Source organism: Listeria swaminathanii (assembly GCF_014229645.1).
Lineage (GTDB): Bacteria > Bacillota > Bacilli > Lactobacillales > Listeriaceae > Listeria > Listeria swaminathanii.
The window spans coordinates 583,898-608,617 of record NZ_JAATOD010000001.1 but is presented as its reverse complement, the minus strand read 5'-3'; the positions used below and the strand labels follow the sequence as shown (position 1 = coordinate 608,617).

20 protein-coding genes and 1 riboswitch are annotated in these 24,720 nt (G+C 37.6%); of the genes, 3 read left to right on the top strand and 17 right to left on the bottom strand.

What is annotated here, in order from left to right; all coding sequences use genetic code 11:
* Positions 1 to 4: 4 nt before the first annotated feature.
* The 3 genes from HCX62_RS02965 to HCX62_RS02955 are packed head-to-tail and all read right to left on the bottom strand — an operon-like array spanning position 5 to position 3,022.
* The gene (locus HCX62_RS02965; protein WP_003724791.1) at positions 5 to 838 is read right to left on the bottom strand and encodes a carbohydrate ABC transporter permease; all 834 of its coding nucleotides are present in this window, start codon (positions 836 to 838) and stop codon (positions 5 to 7) included.
* Positions 825 to 1,703, bottom strand: coding sequence for a carbohydrate ABC transporter permease (locus tag HCX62_RS02960; RefSeq protein ID WP_185636969.1), 879 nt, complete (start codon positions 1,701 to 1,703; stop codon positions 825 to 827). Before HCX62_RS02960 ends, HCX62_RS02965 begins: the two co-directional genes overlap by 14 nt.
* Positions 1,700 to 3,022, bottom strand: a complete 1,323-nt coding sequence (locus HCX62_RS02955) for an ABC transporter substrate-binding protein (RefSeq protein WP_185636968.1) — start codon at positions 3,020 to 3,022, stop codon at positions 1,700 to 1,702. The genes HCX62_RS02960 and HCX62_RS02955 overlap by 4 nt, the downstream gene beginning before the upstream one ends.
* Before the next feature lie 243 nt (positions 3,023 to 3,265).
* Between HCX62_RS02955 and HCX62_RS02950 the strand changes: the two genes are divergently transcribed.
* Entirely contained in the window at positions 3,266 to 4,291 is a 1,026-nt protein-coding gene (locus HCX62_RS02950; RefSeq protein ID WP_185636967.1) for a LacI family DNA-binding transcriptional regulator, read from the top strand.
* A 10-nt stretch (positions 4,292 to 4,301) separates the two neighbouring features.
* Here the strand turns inward: HCX62_RS02950 and HCX62_RS02945 are convergent, their stop codons facing one another.
* The 8 genes from HCX62_RS02945 to HCX62_RS02910 all read right to left on the bottom strand — a co-directional run bounded on the left by HCX62_RS02945 (position 4,302) and on the right by HCX62_RS02910 (position 10,225).
* Complete coding sequence (locus tag HCX62_RS02945) at positions 4,302 to 5,015, bottom strand: alpha/beta hydrolase (RefSeq protein ID WP_185636966.1); 714 nt, start codon at positions 5,013 to 5,015, stop codon at positions 4,302 to 4,304.
* 67 nt (positions 5,016 to 5,082) lie between these two features.
* Positions 5,083 to 6,456 (bottom strand): UDP-N-acetylmuramoyl-tripeptide--D-alanyl-D-alanine ligase, encoded by a 1,374-nt coding sequence (locus HCX62_RS02940; protein WP_185636965.1) that lies wholly within the window; start codon positions 6,454 to 6,456, stop codon positions 5,083 to 5,085.
* A gap of 63 nt (positions 6,457 to 6,519) precedes the next feature.
* The gene (locus HCX62_RS02935; RefSeq protein WP_185636964.1) at positions 6,520 to 7,632 is read right to left on the bottom strand and encodes a D-alanine--D-alanine ligase; all 1,113 of its coding nucleotides are present in this window, start codon (positions 7,630 to 7,632) and stop codon (positions 6,520 to 6,522) included.
* A 149-nt stretch (positions 7,633 to 7,781) separates the two neighbouring features.
* Positions 7,782 to 8,102 carry a quaternary ammonium compound efflux SMR transporter SugE2 gene (sugE2, locus tag HCX62_RS02930; protein WP_003766071.1) on the bottom strand — a complete coding sequence of 107 codons (321 nt, stop codon included), beginning with the start codon at positions 8,100 to 8,102 and terminating at the stop codon, positions 7,782 to 7,784.
* A 2-nt stretch (positions 8,103 to 8,104) separates the two neighbouring features.
* Positions 8,105 to 8,446: a DMT family transporter gene (locus HCX62_RS02925; protein WP_185636963.1), complete on the bottom strand. Its 342-nt coding sequence runs from the start codon at positions 8,444 to 8,446 to the stop codon at positions 8,105 to 8,107.
* A gap of 16 nt (positions 8,447 to 8,462) precedes the next feature.
* Positions 8,463 to 9,017, bottom strand: a complete 555-nt coding sequence (locus tag HCX62_RS02920; RefSeq protein ID WP_185636962.1) for a TetR/AcrR family transcriptional regulator — start codon at positions 9,015 to 9,017, stop codon at positions 8,463 to 8,465.
* Positions 9,018 to 9,096: 79 nt separating this feature from the next.
* A complete protein-coding gene (locus tag HCX62_RS02915) occupies positions 9,097 to 9,855 on the bottom strand; it encodes a hypothetical protein (RefSeq protein ID WP_185636961.1) in 759 nt (252 codons plus the stop codon).
* A gap of 223 nt (positions 9,856 to 10,078) precedes the next feature.
* On the bottom strand, positions 10,079 to 10,225 hold the full coding sequence (locus tag HCX62_RS02910) for an Lmo0850 family protein (RefSeq protein WP_185636960.1): 147 nt from the start codon (positions 10,223 to 10,225) through the stop codon (positions 10,079 to 10,081).
* Between the two features lie 522 nt (positions 10,226 to 10,747).
* On the opposite strand from HCX62_RS02910, the gene HCX62_RS02905 reads away from it, so the two are divergent.
* A complete protein-coding gene (locus tag HCX62_RS02905) occupies positions 10,748 to 12,622 on the top strand; it encodes an amidase family protein (protein ID WP_185636959.1) in 1,875 nt (624 codons plus the stop codon).
* 48 nt (positions 12,623 to 12,670) lie between these two features.
* Here HCX62_RS02905 and HCX62_RS02900 read toward each other — a convergent pair whose 3' ends face one another.
* The 5 genes from HCX62_RS02900 to HCX62_RS02880 all read right to left on the bottom strand — a co-directional run bounded on the left by HCX62_RS02900 (position 12,671) and on the right by HCX62_RS02880 (position 17,945).
* A complete protein-coding gene (locus HCX62_RS02900; RefSeq protein ID WP_185636958.1) occupies positions 12,671 to 13,399 on the bottom strand; it encodes an amino acid ABC transporter ATP-binding protein in 729 nt (242 codons plus the stop codon).
* Positions 13,392 to 14,834, bottom strand: a complete 1,443-nt coding sequence (locus tag HCX62_RS02895) for an amino acid ABC transporter substrate-binding protein/permease (protein ID WP_185636957.1) — start codon at positions 14,832 to 14,834, stop codon at positions 13,392 to 13,394. The genes HCX62_RS02900 and HCX62_RS02895 overlap by 8 nt, the downstream gene beginning before the upstream one ends.
* Positions 14,835 to 15,004: 170 nt before the next feature.
* Entirely contained in the window at positions 15,005 to 16,105 is a 1,101-nt protein-coding gene (gene uvrC, locus HCX62_RS02890) for an excinuclease ABC subunit UvrC (protein ID WP_185636956.1), read from the bottom strand.
* A gap of 103 nt (positions 16,106 to 16,208) precedes the next feature.
* On the bottom strand, positions 16,209 to 17,312 hold the full coding sequence (locus HCX62_RS02885) for a 5-methyltetrahydropteroyltriglutamate--homocysteine S-methyltransferase (protein WP_185636955.1): 1,104 nt from the start codon (positions 17,310 to 17,312) through the stop codon (positions 16,209 to 16,211).
* Positions 17,313 to 17,405: 93 nt separating this feature from the next.
* Positions 17,406 to 17,503, bottom strand: a riboswitch (SAM riboswitch).
* Positions 17,504 to 17,567: 64 nt separating this feature from the next.
* A complete protein-coding gene (locus HCX62_RS02880; RefSeq protein WP_185636954.1) occupies positions 17,568 to 17,945 on the bottom strand; it encodes a RidA family protein in 378 nt (125 codons plus the stop codon).
* Positions 17,946 to 18,023: 78 nt separating this feature from the next.
* Here HCX62_RS02880 and HCX62_RS02875 point away from each other — a divergent pair, with 78 nt between their 5' ends.
* Positions 18,024 to 18,281 carry a DUF1294 domain-containing protein gene (locus tag HCX62_RS02875; protein WP_003729458.1) on the top strand — a complete coding sequence of 86 codons (258 nt, stop codon included), beginning with the start codon at positions 18,024 to 18,026 and terminating at the stop codon, positions 18,279 to 18,281.
* 115 nt (positions 18,282 to 18,396) lie between these two features.
* Here the strand turns inward: HCX62_RS02875 and lcp are convergent, their stop codons facing one another.
* Positions 18,397 to 24,456, bottom strand: a complete 6,060-nt coding sequence (lcp, locus tag HCX62_RS02870) for a putative cellulose-binding protein LCP (protein WP_185636953.1) — start codon at positions 24,454 to 24,456, stop codon at positions 18,397 to 18,399.
* Positions 24,457 to 24,720 lie beyond the last annotated feature (264 nt).

The window sequence follows — 24,720 nt, the reverse complement described above, 5'->3', positions numbered from 1 at the left end:
CCTTTTATTTCAAAGTGAATTGCATTCCTTCTTGGAATTTCTTCGAGAAGAATAAGAACAGAATAATAAGTGGAAGCGTTAGTAATACTGAAGCTGCATACATTGGACCAGGATACGTTGCATAAGGTCCAAACATTTGCGAAATGAGCACATTCAACGTCACCGTGCCATCACTCTTCGTTACTAGCATATCCCAAAGCAAATTCGTCCATCTGTCTGTAAATAGGAATAAGAAGATAACCGTCGTAATTGATTTAGACATCGGCAGAACAACACGAAACAGAATTTTCAAATCGCTCGCTCCGTCTAGCTTTGCCGCTTCAATTAACGTATCTGGAATAGCTTTGAAAAAGTTGGTATACATAAAAACTGCCCATAAACTAAGCATTGTCGGGATAATCATCCCCGCATACGTATCCAGTAAACCAAAATCCGTAATCATTAAAAATTGCGGAATCAGCAAGATAATCGCCGGGAAAAACATTTGAAATAAAATCGCATTATTAACAATTTTCTTGCCCTTAAAATCAACCTTAGCCAGCGCATAGCCAACCATTAGGCCGAAAAGCAACATCAAGCCTGTAGCAATGGTCGAAACAATAATTGTATTAATAAACGCATGAATCCACGGTGCCGGCGCTGCAACTACTGAATTACCAAACAACCAATCCCACGAACGGGTGGTGAATTCAGTCGGTATCAGCTTTTTATCCACTTGATCCCAAGCAGCAAATGAGTTTAATACCAAATAAATAAACGGATAAATCATGACTAGCATGAGTAATGTTGTCAGTATATAGCGAACAATTTTCCCTGCTTTACTATTATGTCCAACCATTTCTTTGACCCCATTTCTCCAGCATTTTCTTAATAACACCAATCGATGCAAACGTTACAGTTGCAGCCATAAGAGAAATAGCCGAAGCATAACCAGAATTCAAGTTAACAAATGCTTGGTTGAAAATCTCCATTTGCCATGTATTCGTTGCGAAGTTCGGTCCACCACCAGTCAGTTGGTAAACCTCGGTGAAAATCCCAAAACTAACACCTACCGCTAAAACAATTACGGTAAATAAAGCTGGGTAAAGCATCGGAACGGTAACTTTCCAAAACGTTCTAAATCGACCAGAACCATCCATTGCTGCCGCTTCATAAATTTCATGGTTAATGCTCGCAAGCCCAGAAATTAAAATAAGCGCATAATAGCCAGACATTTTCCAAGCAATCATTAGCGAGATAATAAAGAGCGCCGACATCGGTGTACCAAGCCAATCAATATCCCAACCAAAATGTCCGCGTAGAAACACATTTAGCGCACTATTGTACGAAAGTAACCCTTGCACAATGAGTGAAGTTACAACGCCTGAAGACAAATACGGTAGGAAAAACGCCACCAAATAAAGTCCTTTAAATTTCGGCAACCCGTTCACTAATACCGCGACAATCATCGAAATAATTAACGCCATAGGAACAAAAACAATTAAAAATTTATAAGTAACAAAAAAGGCTGCTTGAACTGCTGGACTAGTGAACGCTTTAATAAAATTATCAAAGCCAACAAAATTGATATCTGGACTCATCATGTTCCAATCAGTTACAGATAACCAAATCGACCAAACAAGCGGTACTAGGAAAAATATCGCTGTGAATATGAGATACGGGCTGGTAAATGACCAGCCCAATTTGTTGTTTCGCCGCTTCATTCTTGAAGCACCCCGTCCTCAGCTTTCTTCATATCTGACCAAGCTTTAGCAGGTTTTTTCTCCCCGCGTACAATCGGATTCCATGCTTCTTCACCAATAATTTGTTGAATATCATTGTATTTTGCATCATCCATCGCAGGAATACTATATGGTACATTAGCTGCATAAACTTCAAGTTCTGGGTTTTCTTTAAAGAATGCTGTGAAAGTTTCGTTTTCTGTTGCATCATCGCGTGCAGGAATTAAGTTAGTTGTTTCTAAGAATTTCAAGTCATTTTTGTCATCACTATAAACAAATTTCAAGAAATCCATTGCTGCTTCTTTTTCTTTATCTGTCGCTTGTGCATACATTACAACGCCTTTCGAATCAGCGTATGTAGCAACATTTTCTTCACTCGCCATGCTATCTGGTACTAGTGGCGCTGTTATTGCATAGTTTTCGTTATATTTAAGTTCAGGGAATTTTTCGTCCCAGTTCGGGAAAGTCCAAGGGCCATTATCTGCCATGATACTTGTTCCTGTTTCAAATGGATCCGTTGCTTTACTTGAAAGAAGTAATTTATTTTTTTGCAGTTCAGACATAAATGTTAATAATTCTGTTCCCGCTTTATCATCAGCTACTAATTTGCCATCTTCTACGAATGCGTTTCCTTTCGAAGCAGCATCATATAGTGGGAAGAAGTCAAACCAACGCATCCAAGCTGTTGGATCGGATAAATCACCTTTTGCCCAAAGAACTTTATCAGGATATTTCGCTTTTAATTTTTTACCAACTTCTAGTGCTTCGCTATATGTTTTTGGCGGTGCGTCATAGCCAAGTTCTTTTAATGTATCTAAACGCCAAGCAAACAGAATTGGATTGGAGTAAACTGGCAACACATACTGATTACCGTCCGAGAATTTCCAAGAATCCATCGTTTCACTCATATTGCGTTCTTTTACAACATCGTCAAGTCCTTTTACATCATTCAAAGGTACGATAGCTTTACTGTCTGCTAATTGTGCAGCAAAACTACGATTGATATTTTCAGATATTGTTGGTGCCGTTTTAGAGGCAATAGCTGATTGGATAGTCGCTTCTGATGACGGACTTTCTTTCATTTGGGAAACTTCAATCGTTACATCTGGATTTTCTTTTTCGTAAGCTTTCGCCATTTCATCCCAATATTTTACTTGGGTTGGATTTGGAGCTGCCCAAAATGTTACTTTTGTTTTGCCGTTATCGTCGCCACTCTTGCCACTTCCACCACCACAAGCAGTTAGTAATGATCCAGCAACTACAACACTAAGAGCTGCAATAGCAATTTTTCTAATCTTCATATCAATAATCCTCCTAATTCCACTTTTTGTAATTGTAAGCGCTTGATTACGATTACATTATCACATTACATTTTTGTAATGTCAATAATTACTTTTATTAAATATGTTATTATAAGCGTTTTTACCATTTATTAACAAAAGTGTATAAAATTACTTTTAACATTACTTTTCAATTATATAATTTTTGCTATTTTGTGAATTAACTTCTATAATAGAATAAACAGAGGAAAACGGAGGGGAAATATGAAGAAAGTTACGATGCAGGATATTGCTGACAGGCTAAATATAACAAAAAATTCAGTCTCACAAGCTCTAGGCAATAAAAACGGGGTTAGCGAACAAACTAAATTAGCTGTTTTCAAAATGGCTGATGAATTAGGTTATAAATATAAAAGAGAAATTGCGCGTGAAGTTGTCAAAGAAAAATTTGCACTTTTAGCAACCTCATTTGCCCTTTCTCAGCGCAGTTTTTTTGGCGAAATTATTGATAACATGAAACAAAGCATCATTGCCCACCAAGCAGAACTCATTATTTTTCCGGTTACGGATGAGGAAGCTAGTGCGAATCAATTACCAGAGCAACTCACAAAAGAAAATTGGACAGGAATTTTCTTACTTTCTCATATTAATACAGATTACAGTAAGAAAGTCATTGATCTAGGCATGCCGGTTATTCTTATCGACCATCACGACCCGCATTTGAAAGCTGACGCGGTCATTAGCCAAAACAAAGACGGCGCATTTATGGCAGTAGAATTTTTAATCCAAAACAACCATCAAAAAATCGGTTTTCTTGGTGATATTACATTTTCTCCTAGTTACGAAGAACGACTTGAAGGTTACAAAAAAGCACTTCACTATTATCAAATTCCTTTCAATGAAAAATATGCCATTACACGCATTAAAGAAGAGCAAACAACACTATATAAGACACTGGATGAACTAGACGAACTTCCTACTGCTTGGTTTTGCGTCAATTCTGGTCTTGGATTTATTTTAAATACTTATTTACAGTCAAAAGGATATAATATCCCGAAAGACTTATCGATTATTTGCTTTGATAACACTGAATTTACTGTACTTAGCAATCCGCAACTTACAACTATGTGCACCAATCTTGGGTACATGGGGGAAAAAGCTGTTGAACTTATGTATAATCGCATCAAAAAACCAGATGACGGCTTTGTTCATCTGGCGCTAGCTACCAATTTAATTGCCCGCGATTCTGTTGGCAAAAACAAAAAAACCGATTCAGCGAGTGAAAGCTGAATCGTTTTTTTTAATTTGCATTTAACACAGCCACATCTTTTTGCAAAAATGTTAAAACAGCTGCAAATAATTTGTCTGCTTGTTCATCCTGACAAATCACGTGTTTCGAACCTTCTAAAATAAATAATTCTTTCGGTCCCGGTATACTTTCCATTAAGAAATTGACACTTTTTTCAGCAGGAACTATTTGGTCGGCACTGCCTTGTGCAATAAAAGTTGGAATTTCAATATGTTCAAAAACTGGTTTTGCTAAAGCGACCATTTTTTTAAACTGCAGCGTCGACGTCCAAGGCGTTTCCGTTACTTTCTTCTGGTAGCGTTTGAACATCGGGCTATTTTTGAGGGTCACTTCTTTCGCCTCGGTAATGACTTGCTTGGAATTTTCGACAAGTTGCGGCCACTCCATTGCATTTACAGCTGTGCTTAGAAGTACCAGTTTTTTCACTTCTGGGTAATGTCTCGCAAGCCAGCCCGCGAGTAAACCACCCATGGAAAAACCAATAATATATACTTCATCGTCTTCTTTCAACATTTGACTTAAAATGCTGTCTACAAAAACGATCCAATCTTTATACGTCACATTTTTTAAGTGGCGCAGGTGATCATGGCCAGGTAATGTGGGTGCTAAAACATCCCAATCTGTATGCTCTCGCAAATAATCAGCGAGCGGCTTCACCTCGGACGGCGAACCAGTAAAACCATGAATACACAAACAAGCAACCATTATGCCTTTCCTCCTGTCCAAAATTATTACCAATCAACCGGTAATATTATATGTCCAATTTTATTCGTCACTTAATAATAAGATTTTCTACTACATCTTTCAAGCCCATTCCGTAAGAACCTTTGACCAGTATCCACTCATTTCCATTTATTTCCGAAAGAAGCGCCATCTCAAGCGATTCCTTTGTGTCAAAATGTTGAACTTTTCCCTGACCAATTTTAGCTTCTGCTACCTCTCCAAAAGCTTTCATTGCCTCGCCATATAAGAAAACCTTCTCAATCGTGTCATTTTCTAACACTTCGGCAGATTCTTGATGTAATTTTGTCGATAAATCCCCTAATTCAAGCATATCTGCAAGTACCAAATATTTTGGCTTGCCATTCGAATCCATATGCATAAATGTTTTTAAAACGGTTTTTAGCGCCGTCGGACTGGAGTTATACGCATCATTTAAAATTCGCGCGCCACTATTCGTTGTAATCCACTCTAAACGACTTTTAGAACGTTCCATATTTTTAAGCGCAGATTGAATTTTTTCGCCTTCAATACCAATTTCGCGCGCCGCAAGCATTGCCGCCATTGTATTGAAAACGTTGTGTTCGCCGATAATCGGAACAAAAATTTCGAGTTCTGGCTCCCAGTTCGTTATAAAAGAAGTACCTTCCGCTTCGGCACGAATTTCTAGTGGATAAATTTCTGCTGCTTCCGATTTGCCAAAAGTAAGCTGTCTGAAATCCCCATCAATATTGCCTAATAATAAAGTTTCTTCGTGCGGATAAATTAAGATCCCACTCGGATTTAAACCAGCCGTAATTTCCAGTTTGGCTTTGGCGATTTCTTCGCGTGAACCAAGGTATTCAATATGTGCCTCGCCGATATTCGTAATAATCGCGATGTCCGGTTTAGCAATTTTAGAAAGTACTTCGATTTCGTGACGATGGTTCATGCCCATTTCAAGCACAGCCACTTCGGTATCTTCTGGCATCGTTAAAATCGTATATGGTAAGCCAATATGATTATTAAAATTCCCACCAGTATAATGCACTTTATAAGTTGTTTCGACAATTGCTGCCATAATATCTTTGGTTGTCGTTTTACCATTACTTCCAGTGATTGCAATCACTTTCGGTTTTACTTGTTGGATATATTTCGCCGCTAACTCTTGAAGCGCAAGCAGCGTATCTTCTACTAAAATAACTGGGAAATCCGTTGGTGGATTTGGCACATCTTTTTGCCAAAAGGTCGCTACTGCTCCCATTTCGCGTGCTTGACTTACGAATTCGTGTCCATCGCGCAAATCACCTACAAACGGAACAAATAAATCCCCTGACTTTATTTGCCTTGTATCAAAACAAATGCCAGTAATGACGACATCGCGAAATGCATCTACATGGATGGAACTATCTAACATTGCTACTACTTCGCCTACTGTTTTTTTCAAATTAAATCGCTCTCTTCCATAAAAAAGCAGCTTCCGCATCTGAAAACTGCTTTCTTGTTTATTTTAGTCTTCTAATTTATATTTAAGTGCATTTTTAGCTGCATGGCGTTCTTTTGCCAAATCAACTAGTCGTTCAATCAGCGCTCCGTACGGTAAGCCCGTTTCCTGCCAAAGAAGTGGATACATGCTATATGGCGTAAAACCTGGCATGGTATTAACTTCATTTAAGAATAGCTGATTATCAGCCGTTAAGAAAAAGTCCGCTCGTACTAGCCCGCTTGCATCAAGTCCTAAGAACGCTTGGACCGCATATTCTTTCATTTGCTCCAAGATTTCTGGCTCTACTTCAGTCGGAATAATTAACGCTGTATTGTTGTCTTGATATTTCGCTTTATAATCATAAAAAGTAGCAACCGCACCTTCTGGCAAAATTTCACCAGGAACAGAGCAAACCGGCGTATCGTTTCCAAGTACACCCATTTCAACTTCACGAGCGACCACGCCTTGCTCTACAACCACGCGACGGTCATATAAAAATGCTTCTGTCATCGCTTCTGCTAATTCTTTTTTGTTCGTTGCTTTACTAATACCAACACTTGAACCAAGATTCGCTGGTTTTACGAAGACCGGATATGTAAGTACTTCTTCCATCTCAGCAACCATTTCTGCTTGGTAGTTTTTCCAATCAATCAAACGTACCGCAACGGCCGGAACTTGTGGAATACCAGCGTCTGCGAAAATTTTCTTCATGACAATTTTGTCCATTGCAGCCGATGATGCTAAAACTCCATTACCAACGTAAGGAATGTTTAACACTTCGAATAATCCTTGAACAGTGCCATCTTCCCCGTTTGGACCATGTAGAAGTGGGAATACGACTGTTTCTTGTCCATCAGCTTCTAACACTGCTGGGCTGATCGCTTCACCTTCTGATTTTTCTGATTCAGACGTAGCAAGTTTCACTGTATCTGTTGCTGTAAAACGTAATTGCTCGACAAAATCTAATTTGCCAGTAAGCAGTGGTCCTTGAATCCACTCGCCTTCATTTGTAATATATATTGGTTCGGCTTCGAATTTTTCTAAATCCAAAGCGTTAATAACTGAAAATGCAGTTTGTAAGGAAACTTCGTGCTCAGCAGATTTTCCGCCGTATAATAAAATTAACTTGGTTTTCATAATACCCCTCCGTCATTATTCGCTTTATCTATTTTACCATGTTTTAGCAGGATGAAAAGGCATAACTAAAAAATAGGCCGAAAAAATCTTCTTTTTTAAATAAGAAACGTGCAAACTTATTATAAAAAGGACTTTTCCAACCTACTTTATTAAACGCCAGATGTTAATTTCAAGCCAACCACACCGGCAATAATCATCGTAATAAACAGCAATTTACCAACACTCTTCCGTTCTTTAAAAACGACCATTCCAAGCGTCACACTACCAACTGCACCAATTCCCGTCCAAATCGCGTAACCTGTACCGATCGGAATCGTTTTAAGCGCAAGCGATAGTAAAAAGAAGCTCGCTGACATGAAGATAATCGTGAGTATCGCAAAGCCTAGTCGTTTAAAGCCATCTGAAAGTTTCAGCATCACAACAAAGACCATTTCACATAGACCTGCTACAAGTAAAAATATCCAATCCATCGTTATTTAGCCTCCTTTTCAGGCTCATTGTCATCCACTAATTTCAAACCAATAATCCCTATTAGTAAAACGACCAATGATACAATTTTCCAAAAAGAAACGCCTTCTGAAAGGAAAACCATCCCAATAATCGCCGTCCCAGCTGCCCCAATACCGGTAAAGACCGCATAAGCTGTCCCAATCGGAATGGACTTCATCGCAACCGAGAACAAAGCGAAACTAACAATTAAAAATGCTACCGTTAAAAGGCTCCACCCGAGCATCGTAAAACCATGTGATTCTTTCAGTCCAAAAGCCCAAACAATTTCTGATAACCCTGCCATAATTAAATATATCCAAGCCAATTTCCTAACCTCCCATTCATTCGAATAAACTTGCGAGAACTTCCCAAGCGGACTTTCTACGTAGTTCAAATTCCGTTCCATCATAGATTCCGTGCTCAACACTAAGCCCATCAAGCAGCGCATAAAAAACATGCATCCACCTTAGCTGAACCTCTTCCGACACCATTTCCCCCAAAGTTTCTCGTAGTATGCCATTCGTCAATTGTTCATATGTCTTCGTCTCTTCCTTTAATTCTTGAAAAAGTGACTTAGGTGGGTAAAAGACTGCGCGTTGAAAAAATTTTTTCTCATCAGGATTACTCGAAAAATCTGTTGCTACAAAGAAAATAGCTTGCAGTTTCTCTTTCCCAATTAAATCTTCTCGCTCCGCCGCTCGTCCTAATTCTGTTAATTCCATTTGGATGCTATCTTGATAAATTTCTAAAAAAAGGGCCTCTTTTGACGGAAAATGAGCATATAAAGATGGCGTCTTAATTCCAACAGCTTTCGCAATTTCCGATAGCGCTGTTCCATCATAGCCTTTCTCCGCAAAAAGCGTTAATGCCGCTTCTTTCACTCGTTTCTTAGTCACAAAGCAACCTCCTAACTAACGTTCATTAGTTAAATAATAACAAATAAAAAACCAAACGTAAAGGAAAAAGTTTGATTTTTTATTTCTCGATATATTTCCATTCATTTTGTTTTAAATCATAGACCAGTTTTGCTACTTCTTGTTCATAGTAAATTTTAGAAGAAATTTCTAGTTCTGTCATTTCTTCTGTTAGCCCAAGCCCGATTGGCACTTCGATTTGCGTGCGTGTTCTAACTACATCATCGAGCGCAATGCAAGCCCCATCTTTAAAATGATCAGCCATTTTTTTCAAAAGTTCTACTGGCGGTTCGGCCACATATTTCTTCTTACTAAAAGAAAAAATACTTTTCTCATTCACGAGTTCTGCCGTTTTCCGTGCAATGACATAACTAAGTAACATGTAAAAATGGTTAAGATTTCGGTAATACACTTTATTGTAACGACCATCTTCCCTAGTTAAGTAAACAAAATTATTTTGTAATTTATAATAAAATGGAGAACGCAAATGGCGTCCTGTATGTGCAAGATAAAGCATCTCCGCAACTTCTTGTGGTGTTAATTGGTTTAAAAGTTCCACATCTTCAAAATCAATCCAACAAAGTGGGCTAAAATTTTCTTTGGATATGTTTGCTAAATCGCCTGGCTCTAAGTAGTGAAAAGCTGTGTGTGCATTGTAGGATGCGTCTTCGATATTATGCTTAATGAGCAAAATATTTTCAGGGGGCTGTCCCACGCCATTTAAGAAATCACAAAAAGAAATGCCGCTTGTCGCCACATTGTTAATAACATGATCAATATGCACATAAATAGATTGTTGGTTAACCGCTTCTTTTTTCATGTATATGCCTCACTCTATTTCTATTTTCTTCTATGACAAAAGCCTTCCACTCCATCATACAACATTTTTACGTAAAAAGGATAACAGAAACATCAAAACTTAATGACTAATTTATGACAAAGAAAAAAAGTGAAGTACTTTTATATGCAAATTGCGCTACCTTGAGTAATTTAAATTACAAAAAGTTTCATAAACAAGCATATAAAAAACTTCACTTTTCGATTTACTGCAATCGAAGTGTCATATTTGGCATCGCTTTACTACTGACCGCTTTCCAAATATCTTTTCGTGATTTTGTTTTTTCTACAACTATTCCTTTTTCTTTGAGCTGACGGATTACTTGATTCAAGTCTTTCTGATTATTATCCAATCTCATCACTCCATCTTCAAAATTTGTTTTCATTCTTTTTATATTTCTCTCTTCCATTACTTTACCATATACTCCTTACTAAGAATACCCTATTAATTTAAAATTTAACCAAAATCTTTGTTTTTTTTCAAGAAAGCGTTTGAAAACCGAATCTTCTCAGTGGTTTTCTTCTTAATATAAAGAAAAATATTACTTTTTTTAGTAGTTCTACCTATTAGTATAAAATAAAAATTGCAAAAAAGGATGATTAATTACTAAACTTTATTTAAAATGTGTCTTTTTTGTGAAATGTCATATCCTTAAACGTGATAATCGCTGTTAAAGCTTTGCTATAACTAGATTCTCCTTTTTTCAAAGATGCTAATATAGCGAAAAAATAACGGTTGAATGCCCATTCTAGCCCCCTTTCTATTGGTAAAATGACTAACTTAGATGATGTTTTTTAGGGTTCACAAAATCGTCACTGAATTACTCGCATTGGTACTATATAATTATATTTATATAGAGCAACGGAGGAATCGCATGAAAAGACATATAATAATAACAAGCATTGCAGTTTGCACAGCCCTAAGCATTGGCGGCGGTTATCTTTTATTTGCTAATCAGCAAGCCACTGCACCTGAAGAAAAAACGACCACAGTAACAGAAAATATTCCCGAACAAAAAGAACCAACAAAACCAAAAACCGACTTAAAAATCGGATCCAATAAAGATAATTTTCATTTAGAAAAGAACTTTGGCGATAAAAAACTAAAAGTCGAGCGCATCACAGGTCGAGTTTCCCAAAGCTCGCTCAAAAAAAGAACAGTTATTAAAATGAAACCAAAAGATACTACAACCGAAGAAAAGCCAGTAACTAAACCCAAAAAACAAACCGTTACACCTGTTAAACCAGTCCCAAGTGAACCTGAACCAGAAGAAGATACACCCGCTAAAATTAGTCCATTTTACGATAAAGAGCGCGTGATGACACCGATTAATAATCAATTTGCAACTTTAGATTTAGCGACACTCGAAGCAAAAGAAGCACTTGTAGTCGGTGCGGATGTAACTAAACTTCAACAGCTAATTGCGACCAAACAACTTAGCTACAAAGAATTAGCTGGCATTTATTTAAACCGAATTAAAAAATATGACCAAAATGGCCTAACCTTAAATGCTGTGACTGAAATTAATCCAACTATTATTGCCGAAGCAGAGCAACTGGATAAAGAAGCTGCTACTAATAAATCAGCTTTGTACGGCATGCCTGTTCTTTTAAAAGATAATATCGGCACAAAGGAAATCCCAACTAGCGCTGGAACCGTGGCGCTGAAAAATTGGGTCGTTGGACAAGATGCTGCGATTGTCGAAAAACTAAAGGCAAGTGGCGCCTTAATTCTCGGAAAAACAAATATGTCCGAATGGGCGGCTGGAATGGATGATGAAATACCAAATGGCTACTCAGGAAAAAAAGGACAAGGTAAAAACCCTTACTCGTTAGATTTAGATCCATCAGGTTCTAGCTCAGGTTCAGCAACTGCGGCAACAAGCGACTTCGCGGCAATTACCATTGGGACCGAAACAAATGGCTCCATTATTACCCCGGCTTCTGCTCAATCAGCTGTTGGCTATAAACCCACACAAGGTTTAGTAAATAACGCCGGTATTATCCCGCTATCTAGCAGATTTGATACACCAGGACCACTAACAAAAACCGTTACAGATGCCTATCTAACAACGAACATTTTAACAAATACAGTAAATCAGCAACCTCTTTCAACAGACGCTCTCAAAGGAAAACGAATCGGCCTTTTAGCTGATGGAGAAAGCAATGAAGAAACTGCTGTAATTAAAAAAATTAAAAAAGATTTAGAAAAAGCTGGCGCGACTATCGTTAACGGCATTGCAATCGGAGAATTCGAGCAAGTAGATGTAGATTTTTCACGATTACTAAATGCTGATTTCAAATACGATCTTAATCAATTTTTACAAACGAATCATGCACCGATGACGTCTCTAGAATCTATCATTACGTTTAATCAAACAGATCCCGCGAGAAACATGAAATACGGACAATCCGAACTGGTTAAGGCACAGCAAAGCACAACGACGAGACAACAAGCAAATAGTTTAGCAAGCAACTTAATTGGCACTGCGCAAAAAGAACTCGACTCAGTGCTTCAAAAAGATAGACTTGATGCAGTTGTTACAATTGGTATGGGTGGCTCTATCTTGTTCCTTGCACCAATTGCCGGAAATCCAGAACTAACAATTCCAGCTGGCTACGATCCAGAGACAAATCAACCAATTAGCCTGACTTTCATTACTGCAAGAAATAGTGACACAGCCTTATTAAATATGGGCTATGCTTACGAACAACAATCTAAAAATCGAAAAAGCCCTAACTTAAAATAAAAAAAGCACTATGTCCTCGGGATTACCAAAGGACATAGTGCTTTTTGTTTATAAAACTTTATCTAAGAAACTGATTGTTCTTTCGTGTGTTGGGTTATCGAAAATTTCAGCGGGCTTGCCTTCTTCAACGATATAGCCACCATCCATAAAGATTACGCGGTCGCCAACTTCGCGAGCAAATCCCATTTCGTGGGTAACAATAATCATTGTCATGCCATCTTTCGCTAAGTTTTTCATAACGCCTAGAACTTCGCCGACCATCTCCGGATCGAGTGCGGAAGTAGGCTCATCGAACAACATAATGTCCGGATCCATCGCAAGCGCCCTTGCAATCGCCACCCGTTGTTTTTGTCCACCAGACAGTTGATTAGGAAATTCTTCTGCTTTTTCTAGTAATCCTACTTGTTCTAATAAACGCAAAGCATTACTTTTCGCAGCTTCTTTATCCATTTTTTTCAGTTCAACTGGAGCAAGTGTGATATTTTCTAAAACAGACAAATGTGGAAAAAGATTAAAATGTTGGAATACCATACCAATATTTTCGCGAACTTTGTTAATATCGACTTTTTTATCGGTAATTTTAACATCATCGACAACAACGTCTCCCGCTGTAATCTCTTCCAAGTTATTCATACAACGAAGGAAAGTACTTTTACCAGAGCCAGAAGGTCCGATTACACAAACTACTTCGCCTTCTTTTACTTCTATATCAATGCCTTTCAGCACTTCATTAGCACCAAAACTTTTTTTAAGGCCTGTTACTTTAAGTTTAGTCATTTCGTAATCTCCTTTCTAAACGATCGGATACTTTCGTTAAAATGGTAATAACGATAAGGTACATAATTCCGATGATTAGCCATGTCCATGTACTTTCAAATGTACGCGCCATAATGATTTTACCTGATTGAGTTAATTCGACGAGTCCAATTGCTGACATAATCGACGTATCTTTCAAAGTGATAACGAATTGGTTAATAAATGACGGAATCATCATTCGAATTGCTTGTGGTAGAACGACTTTCATCATTGCTTTTTTATGTGGCAAGCCAAGACTTCTTGCGGCTTCCATTTGACCTTTGTCGACAGATTGAATCCCGCCGCGGACAATTTCGACCATGTAGGCACCGGCATTTAAGCTTAGCGCGATAACCCCGGCCAAGAATACTGGCATCCTGAAATCAAGTGCTGCTGGAATACCAAAGTAGAAGAAGAATGCTTGTACAATTAATGGTGTTCCTCGGAAAATATCTACATAAACTGTAGCAATTCCGCGTAAAATTTTGCTATTGCTGACTTTCATAAAGCCGAATGTAATACCAATAATGAAGGCAATAATTAGTGAAACAACAGCTAAGCGAATAGTTAGCCACATTCCTGCTAAAAGAGCTGGCCAGGAAGATTTAATAATTCCCATGAAGCCTTTTTCTGTTGTGTTTTCTTTTACAGCATCTTTACCTAAATAGTTTTCTAGAATTTCATCATATTCGCCGCTTGCTTTAATGTTAACAAGGCCGGCGTTGAATTTAGCTAAAAGTTCTTGGTTTTTGCCTTTATTAACAGCAAAACCATATGAGTTTCCTTTTTCTTTTTCTGTTACAATTTTTAAGCCGTTTCCTGTTTGAACACCGTATGCTAGTACCGGATAATCATCGAAACAAGCTACAGAGTTTCTTGTTTTAACGTCATCATACATTTGGGCTGAATCATCGAAAACAACGATATCAAAGCCATATTTGTCTTTAATTTTTTCTGCAAAGGCGTAACCTTCTGTACCTGTTTTAACAGCTACTTTTTTACCTTTTAGATCTTCGTATGTTTTGATTTCGTCATTGCCTTTAAGAATCCCCATAACGACACCGGAATCAAAATACGGATCAGAGAAGTCGAACTTTTGCTTGCGTTCGTCTGTAATACTCATTCCAGCGATAACACCGTCGACTTGGTTAGCTTCTAGTGCTTGTACTGCTGCATTGAATCCCATTGCTTTAATTTCGTATTTAAAGTTTTGATCTTTTGCAATAGCTTTTAGGATATCCATGTCGATACCAACATGTTCTCCGTCTTTCTCAAATTCAAAAGGCGCAAATGTTGTATCTGTACCAATCAAGTATGTTTTTTCTGCAGCTTTTGCATTTAACCCGTTTCCTGTGAAAATAAATGCGGCAACACAAGCGATTGCCATCATTAGTAAAATTCGTGAAAATTTCTTCATATTGTGTCCTCCCTCTATATGTGTTTTGCTTTAATTAATTATTTTTATGTAGCCTAATTTTTTTCCGTACTCGTAAGATTTTACCATAAGGATAGATTATTGACCATACTTATTTGTGATAAGATTTTCAACACCGAAAAAGAAAGAAGCTAATCCTTGGAAATTAGCTTCTAACGGTTATTTAATTCTTTTTCAAAATCATATTCTTTCATCTTAGCGTATGCGATATAAGTGCTTTTGGCATTTTCAACGGCGAGGTCAATTTGTTTCTTTTTGCCGCCTTTTTGTGGGAATAAACATGCTTTTCGAAGTGGCTCTTTTAGCAATTTTTTAGCGATTTTTTCTGCAATTAGTAATTCTTTTGGTTGCATATTATTAGGATCGTCATAAAAATGGTTGATAAAGTTGGCTAAATCTTCTTGAAGCGATTTTTCGATTTCGAAAACGTGCCACTTGCTTCCATTAATTGCGCCATTTCGAACGAAGAAAACAAAGACACTTAAATGATTGTCTTGTTCATAACAACCGATGATGTCACGATTTTTTAAGCCTGGGAAAATAATGTGCTGCTTTTCAATTGTTTCATTAATAGCGTGCATTTTATCGCGTAATTCGGCTGCTCTTTCAAATTCGAGTTTTTCTGTTGCTTCTTGCATATCTGCCATTAGCTTGTCTTTCACATTTTTAACGTCACCTTCAAGGAAACGGCTGATTTTTCGGATTTGATTTTCATAAACAGCTGGCTCAATTTCTTCGTGGCATGGCCCTAAGCAAAGTCCTAAATGATAGTATAAACACGGACGGCCCGGCTTCCCGTCACACCTACAAAGTGGAAATAGTTTTTCGATTAATTCCACAGTTTGTCTAGCGGAATAGCGGCCCGGATAGGGGCCAAAATAGTGTGCGCCATCTTGTTTTACTTCCAACACGACTTCGATATGCGGATTTTTTTCATTCGTAATTTTGATATATGGGTAGCTCGGTCCTTCTTTTAACTGGATATTAAAAGGTGGCTGATATTTTTGAATTAAAATCATTTCGAGTAGTAGGGCTTCTTTTTCGGAAGTAGTGATGATTAGTTCTAAATCGCGAATTTGCCGTACAAGTCTTGCTGTTTTTCCAATTTGTTTGCTGTGAAAATAGGATTTTACGCGGTTTTTCAAGCATTTTGATTTACCGATATACAGAATTTCGTTATTTTCATCTCTATAAATATAACAACCTGGTGATTCAGGTAATAAGGTTAATTTAGTTTGTAATTTGTCATCCAAAGGGGCACCCCTCCTTCTTGAACATCTATTCTAGCCCTACTCGCCATTTTTGTAAAGACGCAAAAAGAACTAGCGCACAAATGCGGCTAGCTCTTCTTATTAGTTATTTACCCCAAACGTCTTCTGCTAATTGGACAACGTAGCGTAATTTATTCCATTGTTCTTCTTCGGTCAGGATATTGCCTTCTTCTGTGGAGGCGAATCCGCATTGTGGACTTAGGCGTAATTGGCTTAATGGGACGATTTCGCTCGCTTCTGCAATCTGCGCTTTAATCGCCGCTTCGTCTTCTAATTCACCTGTTTTCGATGTAATTAAGCCGAGCACGATTTTCAAATCTGGGCGCGTCACATATTTTAATGGCGCAAAATCTCCAGAACGTTCATTATCATATTCTAAAAAGAAACCATCGATGTTTAATTGACCGAATAAGGTTTCCGCAACTGGTCCATAGCCGCCTTCCGCAATCCATGTAGAACGGAAATTCCCGCGACAAATGTGCATTGTAATAACCATGTCAGCTGGTTTATGTTTGATAGATTCATTGATAAGATTTTTATACGTTTCTTGCAATGTGTCCGGGTCAAATCCTCTTTGGCGCACGACTTCGCGTTGTTCATCCGAGCATAAATAGCTCCAAGACGTATCATCTAATTGCAGATAACGACAACCGGCATCATAAAATGCTTGGATTGCTTTTTGATACGCAGTCGCTAAATCAGCGGCGAATTTGTCGGCATCGTCTAAATATGGCTGATACTCAATGTCGCCACGATAATGAAGCATTGCTGGACTCGGAATCGTTTGTTTCGCGACATGATTTTCCCCAACAGCTTCTTTTAGGAAAATAAAATCTTCTATAAATGGATGCGTGGTGAAATCGATTGGAGCTGTGATTTTTACCGAATGTGATTTTGTTTGGACTTTGCTGAATTGAATGCCGCCAGCCGCATCGTATCCTTCTACCCCATCCAAATTCTCCAAGAAGTCAAAATGCCACCAAGCACGGCGAAACTCGCCATCTGTGATTGATTTTAAGCCGACTTCTTTTTGCTTTTCGACGATATACTTAATTTCTGTATTTTCGATTTCGCGCAACTCTTGGGCTGTTATTTCGCCAGCTTGGAACTTCTCCCGCGCGTCTTTAATAGCCTTTGTCCGTAAAATACTTCCAACATGATCTGCATAAAATGGTGCTACTTGATTCATTTCCTTCGCCTCAATTCGTTTTATTTTTATGTACAAAAAAACTTCCCCTCAAAAGACAGCTTTTAAGGGAAAGTGAATTTACCTGATTCGCGTGCCTTATCTGTCAGTGTTACCTGCTGGATTTGGCACCGTGAAAAATCCGGTTGCCAAGGCTTCGCTGGGCCAGAACCCTCCACCTTTCTTGATAAGTTACTATGTAATTGGTTCTTATTATATCGTTTGCTTCTCGTAGTTGTCAAATTTATTTCTGAATATTTATGCTTCTGCGATAACTTCGATTTCAATTTCAGCATCAAGCGGCAATTTCGCTACTTGGAAAGCACTTCTCGCTGGGAAATCACTGGAAAAGAATGTCGCATAAACTTCATTTACAGCCGTAAATTCATTTAAATCTTTGAAGAAAACGGTCGCTTTGATGATTTTATCAAGTCCAGAACCTGCTTCTTCTAACACTGCTGCTATATTTTTAAAAGCTTGCTCGGCTTGTTTTGTCGCGCCTTCTGCTAATTCTCCAGTTGCCGGGTTAATACCAAGTTGACCTGACGTAAAAATAAGTCCGTTCACTTTTACAGCTTGTGAGTATGGTCCAAGTGCTTTTGGGGCTGACGATGTTTGAATAATTTCTTTTGCCATTTTATCCCTGCTTTCTTTTATGGTATGCTTTTATTCTAATCAATAAAGTTTGTTTTAGCAATGAAGGGGGATTTCTGGATGATTTTAACAATATATTTAATCGCGATAACGCTTATTTCTTTTCTATTATTCGCTATTGATAAACGGAAAGCAATTAAACACGCTTACCGGATACCTGAATCTGTACTGCTTTTCACTGCTTTTCTTGGTGGGGCATTTGGTAGTTGGATGTCGATGCAGTTGTTTCATCATAAAACCCAAAAGCCGAAGTTCCGGATTTTAGTGCCGCTTGCGATGGTTTGGACTGTTGGGGTTTTGGTTTGGTGGTTGTATTGAATAATATTATTTACTGAGTTTACTTCTATATTTCCCGATAAAAATACCGACCAGATTCCTCTGGTCGGTATTTAGTTTACCTTCTTAGTCTTGTTCTTATATCTGATATTTCTTCTTATTGATGTCTTTTCTTCCTTCCTCTCATTACTATCCATAGAAGCAAGCTCATACTTAGTAAGCAAATGCCTACCCAGATTCCCAATGTGTTTGTTTGGTCCCCTGTTTTTGGTATTGGTTTTACAGCTTCATAAGTTTCCGTATGTTGCTGATCATTACCTTTTACATTACTCTTCCCTTTTTTTACAGGAGATTTATTTGGCGTACTTGGTTTGCCTGGTTCGACTGGGGTCGCAATCATTTTTTCTTCTACTTGAATAGTTGCTATGACTGCTAGTTGTTCTTTTCCTGCGTCTACTGTTCCTTCATTTGGATCATAGGAGTAGGCAACTTGATATGTTCCTGCTTTATTTACATTTACAGTTCCTTTTACTTGTACTTGAGAGAAAGTAATTGCTACACCATCTCTGTTTGTCGCGCTAATAAAATTATCTTCTGACTTCCATTTATTACCTTGTTTAATAACGCTATCTTTTATAGTTATTTGAGCTTGATTTTTTAGCACAGTAATATGAGCCACTTTTTTAACTCCATCATAGCTGTAACTGACTTCATAAGTGCCAGCTGTTTTTGAATCTACTTGTCCTGTTACAGTGACATCGGCAAAAGAAACTTGGGCACCTTTTTTATCTGTTGCACTAGTGAAATTGTCTTTTGCTTTCCAAGTATCACCAGTATAAATCGTGCTATCTTTCACGTCTACACTAGTCTTTCTTGGTTCTACAGTGACTGTAACGCTCGTAGAAACGCCTTTATAACTATAGGTCACTTGATAAACGCCTGGTGTTTCAAAATCAACTGTCTGATTTTCCGTTACAGTGATATCTTTATAAGCTACTTGGTTGCCGTCCCTATCTTGAGCGCTATCAAAGTTATCTCGTGCGCTCCAGCTATCGCCTATATAGATTGTAGAATCATGGGCATTTACAGTTGTTAGTATATCTTTGACTTTTACGTTAATAGTTGTTGAAACTCCGTCATAAACATACGTCACTGGATAGATTCCTGCTTTATCTGTATCAACTGTTCCATTCGCTTGAATAGCTGTGAAAGAAACCGCATTACCATCTTTATCTAACGCACTGTCGAAGTTATCTGCTGCACTCCAAGCATCACCAATATAAATGGTTGAGTCATGGGCATTTACTGCAGTCAACTTAGCTTTAACTGTTAAAGTGATAGTTTTAGATACTTTACCGTATGTGTACGTGACTTCATAAGCACCAGCTTTTGTTGTATTTACTTTTGGTTTTTCTGTCACAGTAACATCTTTAAATGCAACAGATTCGCCTTCACTATCAAAGGCACTATCAAAATTATCTTTGGCTGTCCATAAATCTCCTACATAAATAGTGGAATCGTGCGCACTTATGCCTGTTTTATTTTCTTTAACAGTCACAGTAACGGTCGTCGTAATCCCATCATAGGTGTATTTTACAGTAGTTGTTCCTGCTGTCTTAGTATCTACGTTCCCTAAAACTGTTACATCTTCAAAATCTACTGTATTACCATCTTTATCTAACGCGCTGTCAAAGTTATCTGCTGCGCTCCAATCATCACCTGTATAAATGGTTGAATTATGTGCGTTCACCGCAGTTAGTTTCTCTTTAACTGTTACGTTAATAGTTGTAGAAACATTATTGTAAGTGTATGTTACTGGGTAAATACCTGCTACATTGGTGTTTACGTTACCTGAGACAGTCACATCGCTAAATGGTACAGTATTTTCACCCTGTTCGTTAGTTGCACTATCAAAGTTGTTCACAGCGAGCCACGTATCACCTACATAAATAGTTGAATTATGTGCGTTCACCCCGACTAAATCTTTCCCCACCGTTACTTGGATAGTTACATCAACAGTTTTACTATCTTTAGCTATCGTATAAGTTAATGGATATACGCCGCCTTGACTTGAACCATTTTTTATGGCAGCTAGTTGCGTTTGATTTACTTGTACTATGCTCAAGCGGTCTTCTGCACTGGAGTTAACACCGTTCTTCACTTCTTCAAAAGCAGCTGTTTTCGCTAAGTTCAATGCTTGGCCATCAGTTAACGATGATACATCCTTATATTCCATTGAAAAATTAGTTGCTCCTAATGTGAATCCATTTCGTTGGGTAATAGTTGCATCGGTACTCGTTACATATACAGGTGCTGTAGAGTTTTTTTCCGTTCCGAAAACATCTTTAATTGTAATAGTTAAATTAGTTTTATTTATCGCCTTGCCATTTGTGGAAACACCTACTACAGCGGCTGACCCATCAGCCAGCGTTTGTACTGTAGCGACATTAGTATCAAGTACAGTCCATTTATAGCCATTAGTGTTTGCTTTAATATTCTTAAAGAAGCTTGGTTCAATCGTATCTTCTGCAGCTTGTCCAGTAGTTGGAGCAACTTTTGGTAGTGTAATTTCTAGGCTGCGACCCATCTGTACTTGTTTTTCATTTAAGTTTACTTTTAAATCTTGTGTTGGATTATAAGCATAGTATCCCGCATTGATATATTGCGAATTTGGTTTCGTTGGATCAATTTGTTTATTCCACCCTTTGTCTGCGCCGCTGTAAGGTACATCACTAACTAATGTGGCATCTTTTCCTACATTTTTCAACGTAAACTGATAACCTGCTTTGTCCGGGAAATTCACAGCATAATTACCATAACCTACACCAGAGTCATAATCAAAGCTGTATTTCCCATTACTATTCGTTTTAGTAGTTACATTTTCTCCCGCTATCTTAGCAGGTTCATACTTCGAGATTGCATCATTCCACTTATAAAGCTCAACTGTTTCGTTAGCTAATGGTTCATCACCTTTGGCTTTTTCATAAACCCCGTTAACATCTTTGTCATTAAATAATGTCCCCGAAACTTCGCCAATGACAAGTTCAGCTCCTACTTTTGTTCCTGATAATGAACCGGAGAAAGTATTGGTTATTACTCGGTAGTGTGGATTGTAAATATCACGTTTACTAATTTTGTTGCTCTCCATTGCAGACTCAAAAGTTTCATCTACTTTAAGTGGCACTCTGAAAACTTGTGTTTCGCCTGCATTAATTTGCGTTTTTACTTTAATTCGAACCATATTTACTTTTCCGTAATCTGATACTGTCTCTGTATAAATACTTGTTGAATCATAGTTACTTTCGGTTGCCTCGGTTGCGTAACTCACTTCAAATTGTCTTTTTTGTTCGTCATCAATTGCAAGTGCGTTATTTAACTTCATATCCCACTTAAATGCTTCACTTTGGAATTTTTCTCCGAAGTTTTGACCAGTTTTTGGGATTGGGATATATAGTTCAAAAGTGCCTGCTTCACCATTTGCGGTGTTAGTGATTTGAACCGTATAGTCGGCATCCGTCCCAGGCGTGAAGTAAGAAACTGTACTATCATCCCCTTCAATATAAGCGGCTTTTTCTCCTTCCCCAGCTACATTTAAGAAAGATTCTACTGTAACTGTGTCTTGTTTTGGAACGCTTAAAGTACTACTGTTGACTGAAAGTAATTTTTCATCTTCTCGACCATTTTTATTAACATCTAGTCCTGTATCTAAAAAACTATTATTGGCGATGGCGGAAGTAACATTCGATCCACCCCACGCAATGACTTGTTGTGCATCCATACTGATACTTTTAGCAAGAGTTACATCAAATGTTGTATCATAGCTGATATTTAAAGATGTACTTTTAGTTGGGTATCCAGTATATTTTCCTACTGCTACATCCGTTGTTTTTAATACATATACTTTGTCTCCATTATTTGCTGTTTCCTGTTGAACCGAGAAATTAACATCTTTCCCATCCTGATCTGTCAATTTAATGGAAGAAGGCTGAATTTTTGTTCCTTCTAGAACACGTAAGTATATTTCTGGGTTATTAAGTGCAGTTCTAGTTCCATAAGGATAGTCCGATAAAATTAACGTTGCTTTCGTGTTAATAGTTTCTCCTGCACTAGCTGTTTTTACTGTTTTACCAGCTTTGTTGAAGAAAGCTGCAGTCCCATTTGCTGCTGTAGTGACTGTATTTGAAACGCTATAAGTTGATGTACCAGAAGATTTTGTATTTTCCTCGTCATCAGCATCCCAAATGGCACCTTTAAATTGAATAGATGTAATTCCTGGCTTAACTTTACCGTACGAAACAGTGGAGTTCCAACGATAAGTAGCCGAAGCTTCTGTATTCTGATATCCAGGTGAAAAATCTCCTACATTCGCTTTTACTTCTGTGAAATACTCACCCGGTTTAAGCCCTACTGCGTTTGCATCTAGTCGATACATTTGGTTATTATTTTTGGTAAGCTCTCCTTCATATGTTCGAAACGTGTCATTTAAATTTGTTTTATACTGTACATCACTTATTTTATTTCCTGAAATGGTGCTATCAAAAGGGATATTGACCATATATGCTTCCCAGTTAGGGTCAAATTCAATTTGATACATTTGATTTTTTTTCACACCAGCCGTTCTTTTATTATCGATTTGTATGCTACCAGCCCAAGTCTCATTATCCGGATTGATCGTTCCATTTGCTGAAAACAATTTCATTTTATTACTAGAAGTATTAACCACCGTACAAGTATCTAGTGGAGCTAAGGTGGCTAAATCGCTAATATTACTACTTAATGCCTTTGATTCAAACACTTTTCCATCATACGTTGTGATAATCGCATGTGGCGCTTTTGTCGTACTATATATTCCTGCAGAGGTTCCTTTAGGTATTTTATATTTTACTGCATAAATAGAATTATTAACCGAGTTTAAATTTAATTGCTTACAATTAACCACAACCTTATTTTCACTTGGGTAATCAGTAATAGTTAGGTTGGAATTGTTCGACTGCACTGCCCCATTATTATTTACAACATCAACAAACTCCATACCTTCTGGGTAATAAAGAGTGACATCTACATTTTTAGCAATATAATATAACGCTCCACGGCTGTCTAAATTATTCAACCCATTCACGACAGAATAAGATTTTGTATAGTTATATGAGTCTGTTGTATCTGTACTTGCAAGAACTTCTGATAATCTTTGACTATTATACCAATTACGGAACATCGTTTTCACATGATCCTGATTTGAATAACCTACAACCTTATTTCCTTCCGCATGAATCGTGTGTTCTGCGGATGCAACTAGTGTACTTTCCTCACCCATAAATACTTCTGTTTTTATAGGGGTGGCTAGGTCAGTTGCTCCGTAATATTTCGCTGCATCTAATTGTACAGAGAAAGTAAAACTTACTTTTTCAGTCCCTGGACTTAGCTCATAACTAACTTCTCCGAAAGTAGCTTTATTATAGGCTGTTTCTCTATCAGGTACCTTCACCGAAGTAATTGCTATTCCAAGTGGATCATTTGACCCTAAATAGCTTAAAATACTTGGAGCCACATTAGCACTAGCCTGATAATTACTCGGTACTGGAACAGAAACAAAACGCATTCCATCTGGTAAAGTGAAATTCACTTTTTTACCAGTAGTGGTATTGTTAGCAAATTCCACAGTCGCGGTTACTTCTTTAATATCGCCGTTTGCCCAAGCTGTTTGATTGTAATCTGGTATTTTCAATTCAACGGTTGTCTGTCCTGCTTTAAGTGATTTTAGATTTTTGTTTTTGATATTGTTCAAAGCAGAAGGATACAGACTATTATTGTCTTCTTTTCCAATTGCTTCCTCATCAGAAACTATGCCCCTTACTTCATAAGAAGCAGTATATGTTTTAGTTTCTTCTTTTCCTTCGCTTCCATCCTGATAAGTAATTAAGAAATCAGTGGCACCATTTTTTTTAGCTTTATAGCTTGCTTCTTGGCCTTTTTCCACCTTTCCATCAGGTGTTTCAATAGTCAGGATTTTTATCTGATATTTTGTCGGTGTTACTTTAATGATTAAATCAGCTGATTTTTTATCTCCTGTCAATTCAGACTGAACTTCATAAGTAAGCTCACCATTCCCATTTTCTTTCGCAAGCACCTTAAAGGTCGTTAAGTTTAATTGTCCCAATACTAGGAAAAATGTCATTAATAGTAATAAATAATGTCGTGCTCTAGTTACTTTAATCATAAAAAGTTCTCCCCTCCAAGTGAATTTTCTAGTTGTGAGTGATGTTAATTCACATCTCAACCCCATATTACTTGTAAGGAACTTCTATGTATATACGCCCAAAATGTGTTTTTAAAATAAATAAAAAATATCACTGTTTTATACAAAACTTCGTCATATAAAAAGACGCTTTTCGACATACTTTAGACACATCCAACAAATAGAAACCTTTTAATGCAGTCAAAGAAAATGTCGGCAATCCCCTTAATGAAGCCGTTTTCAATA